We start from the raw sequence: 9,521 nt of genomic DNA on the forward strand, positions 1-9,521 counted from the left end.
GGGGATACCGCCCCGGACGGCGAAGCTTCCCTTGCGCAACGCGAGGGCAAGGCCCCTAGCAGCCCGCGACGCCGTTGGCGGCGCACGGCAAGTTCGCCCGCTTCGCGGGAGCCATTTACGGTTTCATGATCCCCATGCGCGACTGACTCTGACGCGCGCGCATTACGGCGTTCAAAAGGGGGTGCTCCTGAACGCGCTTGGCCTGTCGCTATGCTTTTGACTGAACGTCCTCAGCCGAAGCTGCTCCCTGACGGTCTGGGGCCGATGGAGCAGCGAATCGTCCGCAGTCCACTTGATGGGTGCGACGGCTCGATATGTATTCACAGTCACCCCCGACCGTGACCTGTTTGTGCGATTTCGCACGCGATCGTGCGACTGACCAACCGTGTTGAACATGTGTTGACCGACGCGCCCAACGCCAGGATTCCTCATCAGCGAGGAATCGTATGTTAATGATTTTCTTGGAAAAACTGGAGCGGGCGAAGGGATTCGAACCCTCGACCCCAACCTTGGCAAGGTTGTGCTCTACCCCTGAGCTACGCCCGCTCTGGCGCCTGTCCCCGGAGCATCCGGGGTGGGTGAGGCGCGGCCACTAGCAGCGGATTTTGGTCTTGCCAAGCCCCTCGTTGCGTTGACCGTGCATCTCCTTCGCGATTAGGCCCGCGGGATGACCGCTCCCGTGATCCTGCTCGTCGAGGACGACCCTTCCCTGCGTATGCTCACGGCGCGCGCGTTGCAGGAAAACGGCTTTGTTGTGCGCCCCGCCTCCGCCGCGCCGGAGATGTGGCTGGCGCTCGATTCGGGGCCGGTCGATCTCGTGCTGCTCGACATCATGTTGCCGGGCACCAGCGGGATCGACCTGTGCCGGGCGCTGCGCCAGAAAAGCGATGTGCCGATCATCTTCATGTCGGCGCGCTCCAGCGAAACCGATCGCGTCGTCGGGCTGGAGCTGGGCGCGGACGATTATATCGCCAAGCCGTTCGGCGTGCGCGAACTGGTGGCACGGGTGCGCGCGGTGTTGCGCCGGCCCGCGCTGGACCGGCGATCGCGCTTGAGCGGGGAAGGGGTGATGCGATTCGAGGGCTGGTCGCTCAATCTGCCGCGCCGCGAATTGCTCTCGCCGACTGGCGCGGTGGTCGATCTTACCGGCGCGGAATTCGATCTGCTGGTCGCGCTGGCGGATCATGCGCAGCGCGTGATCGCGCGCGAGCGGCTGATCGAATTGTCGCGAACCCGGCTTGGCGACAGTTCGGATCGCTCGATCGACGTGCTGGTCAGCCGGCTGCGGCGCAAGCTCTCCACGGCGGGGGATGCCGCGCCGATCATCACGGTGCGCGGGGTGGGCTATATGCTCAACGCGCCGGTGGAGCGCAGTTGAGGCGGCTGATCCTCTCGACGGGGCTGTTGGGGCAGGTCGTCGCGATCCTGTTGCTGACGATGCTGATCGAGTTCGGCGTCTCGACGCTGCTCTATGAACGCGCCAGCCAGTTTTCGGTGCGCGACGATGAGGCGCGGCGGCTTGCCGAGCATCTCGTCATCAGCCGGCGGCTGATCGAGGAGCGCCCGCCGGCGGCACGCGCGGCGATGGCCTATGCGCTGACCACGACGCGTTATGCGATTCGCTGGGATCAGGCGCCGCCCCGCCGCGCCCGGCTCGCGCCGCCATTGGGCGAGATGCGGCGCCAGATCCTCGCCTGGGAGCCGGGGTTGCGGACGGCGGATCTGCGCGTGTTGCTGACCTCTTTGGGCGGCGGCGCGGCGGCGGTGACGGGGGGCTTGCGCCTTGCCGACGGTAGCTGGCTTTATTTCCGCACGCTGGAACCGCTGACGCCGCTGACCTTCGGGTTCGAGCGAATCGCTTTCGCGCTTGTGCTCGCCATCGCGCTGATCGCGATCGGGGGGCTGATGCTGCGCCGCATCCTGCTGCCGCTGCGGCGGCTGGCGACCGCGGCGGACCGGATGGGATATGATCGCGTCGATCCGGTGCCGGAGGGCGGCCCCGGCGAGGTGCGGCGCGTCGTCGGCGCGTTCAACCGGATGCAGGCACGTATCCGCGCGCTGATCGATACGCGAACTGAGGCGCTGGCGGCGGTCGGCCATGATCTGCGCACGCCGTTGGCGCGATTGCGGCTCCACGCCGAATCGGTGCGCGACGCGCCCGCGCGGGACGCGATCGGGCGCGACGTGGCCGAAATGGAGGCGATGATCGCCTCGCTGCTCGCCTTTCTCGGCGGGGAGAATGATCCCGAATCGCCCGTGCCGGTCGATCTCGCGGTGCTATGTGCAACGCTGGTCGATGACGCGAGCGATGCCGGCCATGTGGCTGAATATGCCGGCCCCGATCATCTGGAGCTGCCGCTACGCCGTTCCGCCTTCAGGCGCGCGCTGACCAATCTCGTCGATAACGCGCTGCAACATGGTGACCGCGTGACGATCGCGCTGGAGGATGGCGCCGCCGCGGTGACGGTGCGCGTGATTGATGACGGGCCGGGGATACCGGCGGAGCAGCTCGACGCGGTGATCCAGCCGTTCGTCCGGCTCGATCCCGCGCGACCGCGCGATACCGTGGGGTTCGGGCTGGGGCTGGCGATCGCCGCGCAGGCCGTGGCGGCGGAGGGCGGCACGCTGACGCTGGCGAATCGCGAGCCGCACGGGCTGGAAGCCACGGTCTGTCTGCCCCGGCCCGGAGGGAATGTCGGTGCGGCGTGATGGATTGCCGTGGCGAATGCGCCACATTGTGGACGGCGTGCGCTATCCAGAAATGTTTTGACATGAAACAGCAACATTCTGGAAAAAATGCTGCACTAGCGTAAAGGCCACCGACCAGTCGCGGCCCGCCCACCGGGATAGAGAGCAACGACGGACGGGAAAGCAGGAGGAGCCTCTGAGCAACAGGAGGTTCCATGAAGACGTTTCAGCTTGTTTCCGCATTTGCGTTCGCCGTCGTGGCCGTTCCCGCCGCGGCGCAGGAAACCGCGCCGCCAAAGGATGTCACCGTCACCGGCAGCGTGGGCGTGGTCAGCGATTACCGCCTGCGCGGCGTGTCGCAAACCGACAAACATGCCGCCGTGCAGGGCGGATTCACCATCGCGCACAAGAGCGGTTTCTACGTCAGCACCTGGGCGTCTAACCTTGCCGGCTGGGGCACGTTCGGCGGGGCGAACATGGAGCTGGATCTGATCGGCGGCTATAAAAGGTCGCTGGGCGGGGGCCTTTCGGTCGATGCCGGGCTTACCTGGTATATGTATCCCGGCGGCGCCGACAGGAGCGACTTTGGCGAACCATATGTGAAACTGTCGGGCACCGCCGGCCCGGCCACCGTGCTGGTCGGCGTCGCTTATGCGCCCAAGCAGGTCGCGCTCGGCAAATGGTATGACAATGCCGCGAGCTATGCGACCGGAACCCCCGATCACCCCGGCGCGAAGAACGACAATCTCTATATCTGGACCGATCTTTCGGCGGCGATCCCCTCCACCCCGCTCACCGCCAAGGCGCATCTCGGCCATTCGGACGGGAATAACGGCCTCGGCCCGAACGGCACGAGCGCCGCGCCGACCGGCCATTACTGGGATTGGATGGTCGGCGCCGATTTCGCGGTGAAGGGCACCCCGCTGACGCTGAGCGCGGCGTGGATCGACACCGATATCAGCCGGGCGAAATCCGCCTATCTCCGCCCCAATTTCGCCTCGACCAGGGACGGCAGCTCGATCGCCGGATCGACCGCGCTGTTCTCGATCACGGCGGCCTTCTGATGGGGCGCGGTGGCTTCGCGCCATAAACTGACTTTTCGCGCCGGTCGGGGGGTTTGCTTCCCCCGGCCGGTCCCCACATAAGGGCGCACCAATCAAGCTGGAGCGATCCTTGGCAACCCTGGGTATGAGTGAAGCGGAAAAGGCGGCGGTGCAGGCATTCCGCGCCGACGTGGTAGAGCCGTCGATGACGAAGCTCGTCATCATTGATTTCTGGGCGGAATGGTGCGGCCCGTGCAAGGCGCTGGCGCCCGTGCTGGAGAAGGTCGCCGCCGCTTATGCCGACAAGGGCGTGGTGCTGGCGAAGGTCGATACCGACAAGAACCAGTTCATCGCCGCGCAATTCCAGGTGCGCTCGATCCCCACCGTCTATGCGATGTTTCAGGGCAAGCTCGTCGCGGACCTTACCAGCGCGCGCACCGAATCGCAGCTTCGCACGATGCTCGATCAATTGCTGCGCCAGTTGCCGATCACGGGCGAGGCGCAGCAGCAGGAAGCGGAGCTTGAGCCGCTGATCGCGATGGGCGAGGATGTGCTGGCGGCGGGCGATGCCGCGCGCGCGCTGTCGATCTTCGATCAACTGGCGGAGATGGCGCCCGACAACCCCGCGGTCGTTTCGGGCCGGGCTCGCGCGCTGATCGTGGCGGGCGATGTCGCCGCAGCCGAGGCGACGGTCGCCGCGCTGCCGGAGGATATCGCGACGCTCCCCGAGATCGAGCGCGCGAAATCCGCGCTCGCGCTGGCGAAATCCGCGCCGGTGGTGTCCGATCTGGCCCCGCTGGAAGCGGCGGTGGCGGCCAATCCGGGCGATCTTCAGGCGCGCTACGATCTTGCCAATGCGCAGATGGCGGCGGGCGATCGCGATGCGGCGGCGCAAGGGCTCCTCACGATCGTCGCGACCGAGCGGGACTGGAGCGAGGGCGCCGCACGCCAGCAATTGCTGAAGCTGTTCGAAGTGGTTGGGCTGGAGGATCCGTGGGTTTCCCAGCAGCGCCGCAAGCTATCCGCGATCCTGTTCGGGTGACGATGATCCGGCTGTCGATCTTTCCGCTGGCCGGCGCGATCCTCTTTCCGGGGCTGCACCTGCCGCTGCACATTTTCGAGCCGCGCTATCGGGCGCTGGTATCGGATGCGATGGCGCGCGATCGACGGATCGGCATGATCCAGCCGCGCGGCGAGGGCGATCACCCGCCGCTGTTCGATATCGGCTGCGTCGGGCGGATCACCGATATCGAGATGCTCGACGATGGCCGTTCGAACATCGTGCTCGAAGGGCTGTCGCTGTTTCGCGTGGTGCGCGATCTCGAAGTGACGACGCAATTCCGCCAGGTCGAAGCCGAATTGCTGGCGGTGCCGGCGGACGACACGCTGTCGCTTGCCGCGCGCGCCGGGCTGGAGCTTGAATCGAAGCGTTTCGCCGAGGCGCAGGGCTATGCCGTGGATTGGGACGCGGTCGGGCGGCTCGACGACGCCAGCCTCGTCAACGGTATCGCGCAGATCGCGCCGTTCGATTCCGCCGCGAAGCAGGCGTTGCTCGAAGCGCGGACGGTCGCCGAGCGCGCCGAACTGGTCGTCCAGCTCCTGCAATTTTTCGGGCGCCATGATGGCGAGGATCGTGTGACGCTGCAATGATCGACGCATGGCTGCTTGAGCGGCTTGTCTGCCCGGTGACGCGCCAGCCGCTGCGGCATGACCCGGCGGCGGAGGAGCTTGTCTCGGATGCCGCCGGTGTCGCCTATCCGATCCGCGATGGCGTGCTGGTGCTGCTGGTGGAGGAAGCGCGCCCGCTCACTTCGCGAGATTAGGGAAAGCGGCGCGGAAGGCGGCGACCTTTGGCTTGTCCCACCGGACGATATAGGGGTTGGCCGGGTTGCGATCATAGAAATGCTGGTGGAATGCCTCCGCCGGGAAGAATGCGCCCCGCTCGATCCGGGTGACGATCGGGCGCGGCCATGCGTGCGCCTGGCCGAGCTGGGCGATATAGGCTGTCGCCACCGCGCGCTGCGCATCCGATTGCGGGAAGATCGCGGAACGGTAGCTCGGCCCGCTATCCGGCCCCTGCCGGTTGAGCTGGGTCGGATCGTGCGCGACCGAGAAATAGATTCGCAGCAACGTGCCGTAGCTGACCTGCCGTGGATCGAACACGATCCGGATCGCTTCGGCGTGTCCAGTGTCTTCGCCCGAAACCGCCTGATAATTGGCATTGCCCGCGCTGCCGCCGGCATAGCCCGAGGTGACAGAGCGCACGCCCTTCACGCGCTCGAACACCGCCTCCATCCCCCAGAAGCAGCCGCCGGTGAGCACCGCCGTCTGCGTGCCGGGCGTCGCCGGAACATCGCGTGCGGGCGGCGGGATCGCCACCGCGCGTTCGGCGGCACCGGCGGGGAGCAAGGGGGCGGTGGCGAGAAACGCGGCCACGGCGATTGCGGGCAGGGAGCGATTCATGCCCCCTGATATAGGATGCCGCTCAGCGGCGCGCCATCACCGGGTGACGACGTGGGCAGGCGCTTCCGGCGATGCCGTGCTGGCCGAAACCGGATTCAGCGCGAACAGACCCACCGCCCCGATCACGAAGCCGCCTGCGAATTGCCACAGGAAGGTGGATTTGAGGAAGCGGGTCATTCTTATGATCTCTTTTCGAATCTGTTCGGGCCATCAGGTGGGGCGTGCCCCGCCGACGACAAGGAAAGTTATACTTGGGGCCGCTGAACCATTGCTGGCGCCGCCGTTCATCCGGCAGCAGGCAAATAGGTAGTCGCGGGTTGCCGCGGTATTTCAACAATCGAAACCCAGCGTTTCGTTGTTGAAACCCGCGGGCCTCAGCGCAGCGCCGCGCAGGCCGTCTGGATGCGTTCGCACGCCTCCTGCAGCACGTCCTCGCCGGTGGCGTAGCTGATGCGCATCGCGGGCGACAGGCCGAACGCCACGCCCTGCACCGCCGCGACGCGCGCATCATCGAGCAGATAGCCGACGAAGTCGCTGTCGTTCTCGATGCGCTTGCCGCCCGGCGTCGCCTTGCCGATCAGGCCCGACACCTCGGGATAGACGTAGAAGGCGCCTTCGGGGCGCGGGCAGGTGATGCCGACGGTCTGGTTGAGCATCGACACGACGAGATCGCGGCGTGACTTGAACGCGGCATTACGCTCGATCAGGAACGATTGATCGCCGTTGAGCGCCGCCGTCGCCGCCGCCTGTGCGATCGAGCACGGGTTCGAGGTCGATTGCGACTGGAGCTTGGACATCGCCTTTATCAGCCAGGGCGCGCCCGCGGCGAAGCCGATCCGCCACCCGGTCATCGCATAGGCCTTGGAACAGCCGTTGACCGTCAGCGTGCGATCGTAGAGCGACGGGCAGACCTCGGCGATCGTTGCGAACTGGAAATCGTCATAGACGATATGCTCGTACATATCGTCGGCGAAGATCCACACCTGCGGGTGGCGCTCCAGCACCTCGCCCAGCGCCTTCAGTTCGGCGGCGGTATAGGCGGCGCCGGTCGGGTTGGAGGGCGAGTTGAGGATCAGCCATTTGGTTTTGGGCGTGATCGCGGCTTCCAGCATCGCCGGGGTCAGTTTGTACCCTTGCGCCGCGCCGGCGGCGACGATCACCGGGGTCGCGCCGGTGAACTGCACCACATCCGGGTAGCTCACCCAATAAGGCGCGGGGACGATCACCTCGTCGCCGGGGTTGAGCGTCGCGACCAGCGCGTTGAACAGGGTGTGCTTGCCGCCCACGTTCACGCTGATCTGCTGCGTGGTGTAATCAAGGTTGTTGTCGCGCTTGAACTTGGCGACGATCGCCTCCTTCAATTCGGCGGTGCCGTCGACATTGGTATATTTCGTCTTGCCGTCGCGAATCGCCTGAATCGCGGCTTCCTTGACGAAATCGGGCGTGTCGAAATCGGGCTCGCCCGCGCCCAGCCCGATCACGTCGACGCCGGCACGCTTCAGTTCCAGCACCTTGGTGGTGATCGCCAGCGTGGGCGAAGGGCTGATGCGGTCAAGCGCGGCGGAGGGCTTCATGGTCAGGGCCTCGTAAGATGTCGCGGAGCTGCGCCGGCGCAGCCCGCTTATGTCGCGCGGCCTATAGCGGGCGCGGCTTCGATTTCGCAACTGCAACAACGGCAGGCATCAACCCGCGCAGCGCATTTCCGATAAAAAAGCCGTTCGCAAGCTCCACCGGGGCGATGTCGCCCTCTACCGCGCGGCCCTGTTCGATCAACGCGGCGCGCAGGATTCCGGGCAATAATCCACGCGCCAGCGGCGGGGTGACGAGCCTGCCGTCGCGCTCGATGAAGATCGTGGTGAAGCTGCCCTCGGTCAGAAAGCCGTCCGGGTCGACGAACGCCACCTCATCGGCGCCCGCCGCGATCCGCGCATCATCGTGGAAGGCGCGATCGCTGGTCTTGTGGCGCAGGCGGAAATCGCGCGGCGCCACCGGCAAGGGCGCGAGCGCGACCCGCATCGGCGCGGTGCGCATGGGCGGCGCGGGGGCTACCTCGATCGCGATTCGCCCCGATCGGGCGGCGAGCAGCCGCACTTTCGCGGGGTGTCGCAGCCGGAACGTCGCTGCCTGAAGCTCGTTGCGGGCATCGTGGCGATCGAACGCGAAGCCGAACGCCTCCGCGCTCGCCTTCATCCGCGCGAGATGCTGCTCGACCATCACGACGCCGGCTTCGGGATCGAAGGCCATCGTCTCGATCAGATCGAATGGGCGCGAATCGTGCGTCAAGAAAGCTCCCTTGGCCAAGGCTTCGTCCCATTCGTCAGCGGCGCGGGAATCGGCGACGATCCCCCCGCCGAGCCCGATGGTGGCGTGGCGAACGCCATCACTTACCCGCGTCTCGTCCACCAGCAAGGTGCGGATCGCAACATTGAACTGCGCCGTGCCGGGGGCCGCGATTTGGCCGATCGCGCCGGTATAGGGGCCGCGCGGTGATTCGCGCTCCACCTCGGCAATCACCTGCATCGCGCGGATCTTTGGTGCCCCGGTGATCGAGCCGCACGGGAAAAGCGCGGCCATCACGTCAATCGCGTCGCGCCCCGGTGCCGGCGTGGCGGTGACGGTGGAAGTCATCTGGTGGACGGTGGGATAATGTTCGACCGCGAACAGCGCGGGCACCCGCACGCTGCCGGGCATGGCGACGCGCGCCAGATCGTTGCGCATCAGATCGACGATCATCAGATTTTCGGCGCGCTGCTTGTCGTCCGCCGCCAGTGCCGCCGCCGCCGCTGCATCCTGCGCCGGATCGGGCAGGCGCCGCGCGGTGCCCTTCATCGGGCGGCAGGTGATTTGCCCGTCGGTGAGATCGAAGAACAATTCGGGCGAGAAGGAGAGCAAGGTTTCGCGCCCCGTGGCGACCACCGCGCCCCAGCCCGCCGCCGCCCGCGCCCGCACCGCGGCATAGACGGCGAGCGGATCGCCAGCGAACGGCACCTGCGCGCGGAAGGTGAGATTCGCCTGATAGATATCCCCCGCGGCGATCAGCCCCTGCACCGCGGCGATCATCGCGTCATATTCGGCGCGGGTGATTTCGGGCGCGGGCGCGCCGATCCATGCGCCGGCGGGATCGGGCAACAGCGCCAGCGGATCGGCGATTTCCGCGAAGCCATCGAACAGCCCGAACCATAACAGCGGCGTGGGCGAGGCGGGGGCCGCGCCCGCGCCCGCGCCCGCGCCCAAGCCCGCACCAGGCTCAAGCGCATGGCCCGCTTCATAGGAGAGGAAGCCAGCCGCTTGCCGCCCCGCCGCGACGGCGGCGCGCAACGCCGCGAG

Annotated in this window: 10 protein-coding genes and 1 tRNA gene; 6 read left to right on the forward strand and 5 right to left on the reverse strand. The window is 66.8% G+C overall.

The genetic code is table 11. The features are described 5' to 3' along the window. Positions 1 to 471: 471 nt before the first annotated feature. Positions 472 to 546: transfer RNA gene (locus Q0316_RS17975), tRNA-Gly, on the reverse strand. Positions 547 to 667: 121 nt separating this feature from the next. Here Q0316_RS17975 and Q0316_RS17980 point away from each other — a divergent pair. The 6 genes from Q0316_RS17980 (at position 668) to Q0316_RS18005 (ending at position 5,554) form a co-directional block, all read left to right on the forward strand. Beyond that, positions 668 to 1,378: a response regulator transcription factor gene (locus Q0316_RS17980; RefSeq protein WP_298674900.1), complete on the forward strand. Its 711-nt coding sequence runs from the start codon at positions 668 to 670 to the stop codon at positions 1,376 to 1,378. Further along, on the forward strand, positions 1,375 to 2,709 hold the full coding sequence (locus tag Q0316_RS17985; protein ID WP_298674903.1) for an ATP-binding protein: 1,335 nt from the start codon (positions 1,375 to 1,377) through the stop codon (positions 2,707 to 2,709). Before Q0316_RS17980 ends, Q0316_RS17985 begins: the two co-directional genes overlap by 4 nt. 194 nt (positions 2,710 to 2,903) lie before the next feature. Beyond that, a complete protein-coding gene (locus tag Q0316_RS17990) occupies positions 2,904 to 3,752 on the forward strand; it encodes a TorF family putative porin (RefSeq protein ID WP_298674906.1) in 849 nt (282 codons plus the stop codon). A gap of 124 nt (positions 3,753 to 3,876) precedes the next feature. Beyond that, a complete protein-coding gene (locus Q0316_RS17995; protein ID WP_298674921.1) occupies positions 3,877 to 4,773 on the forward strand; it encodes a tetratricopeptide repeat protein in 897 nt (298 codons plus the stop codon). Beyond that, positions 4,770 to 5,381 (forward strand): LON peptidase substrate-binding domain-containing protein, encoded by a 612-nt coding sequence (locus Q0316_RS18000; RefSeq protein ID WP_298674924.1) that lies wholly within the window; start codon positions 4,770 to 4,772, stop codon positions 5,379 to 5,381. Before Q0316_RS17995 ends, Q0316_RS18000 begins: the two co-directional genes overlap by 4 nt. Further along, complete coding sequence (locus tag Q0316_RS18005; protein WP_298674909.1) at positions 5,378 to 5,554, forward strand: Trm112 family protein; 177 nt, start codon at positions 5,378 to 5,380, stop codon at positions 5,552 to 5,554. Before Q0316_RS18000 ends, Q0316_RS18005 begins: the two co-directional genes overlap by 4 nt. Here Q0316_RS18005 and msrA read toward each other — a convergent pair. The 4 genes from msrA to pabB all read right to left on the reverse strand — a co-directional run. Further along, positions 5,538 to 6,194: a peptide-methionine (S)-S-oxide reductase MsrA gene (gene msrA / locus Q0316_RS18010; protein WP_298674912.1), complete on the reverse strand. Its 657-nt coding sequence runs from the start codon at positions 6,192 to 6,194 to the stop codon at positions 5,538 to 5,540. The genes Q0316_RS18005 and msrA overlap by 17 nt on opposite strands. A gap of 36 nt (positions 6,195 to 6,230) precedes the next feature. Beyond that, complete coding sequence (locus Q0316_RS18015; protein WP_298674914.1) at positions 6,231 to 6,371, reverse strand: hypothetical protein; 141 nt, start codon at positions 6,369 to 6,371, stop codon at positions 6,231 to 6,233. 197 nt (positions 6,372 to 6,568) lie between these two features. After that, entirely contained in the window at positions 6,569 to 7,768 is a 1,200-nt protein-coding gene (locus Q0316_RS18020) for a pyridoxal phosphate-dependent aminotransferase (RefSeq protein ID WP_298674917.1), read from the reverse strand. Positions 7,769 to 7,829: 61 nt separating this feature from the next. Then, positions 7,830 to 9,521 (reverse strand): aminodeoxychorismate synthase component I (gene pabB / locus Q0316_RS18025; RefSeq protein ID WP_298674919.1); only part of this gene is annotated, 1,692 nt, incomplete at its 5' end.

Origin of the sequence: uncultured Sphingomonas sp. (genome assembly GCF_937871615.1) — a bacterium.
In the GTDB taxonomy this organism is placed as follows: domain Bacteria; phylum Pseudomonadota; class Alphaproteobacteria; order Sphingomonadales; family Sphingomonadaceae; genus Sphingomonas.

What these genes read in the sequence shown, in the direction of transcription:
- Q0316_RS17980 (WP_298674900.1), top strand. Translation starts at nt 668, where the DNA reads ATGACCGCTCCCGTGATCCTGCTCGTCGAGGACGACCCTTCCCTGCGT.
- Q0316_RS17990 (WP_298674906.1), top strand. Translation starts at nt 2,904, where the DNA reads ATGAAGACGTTTCAGCTTGTTTCCGCATTTGCGTTCGCCGTCGTGGCC.
- Q0316_RS17995 (WP_298674921.1), top strand. Translation starts at nt 3,877, where the DNA reads ATGAGTGAAGCGGAAAAGGCGGCGGTGCAGGCATTCCGCGCCGACGTG.
- Q0316_RS18005 (WP_298674909.1), top strand. Translation starts at nt 5,378, where the DNA reads ATGATCGACGCATGGCTGCTTGAGCGGCTTGTCTGCCCGGTGACGCGC.
- msrA (WP_298674912.1), bottom strand. Translation starts at nt 6,194, where the DNA reads ATGAATCGCTCCCTGCCCGCAATCGCCGTGGCCGCGTTTCTCGCCACC.
- Q0316_RS18015 (WP_298674914.1), bottom strand. Translation starts at nt 6,371, where the DNA reads ATGACCCGCTTCCTCAAATCCACCTTCCTGTGGCAATTCGCAGGCGGC.
- Q0316_RS18020 (WP_298674917.1), bottom strand. Translation starts at nt 7,768, where the DNA reads ATGAAGCCCTCCGCCGCGCTTGACCGCATCAGCCCTTCGCCCACGCTG.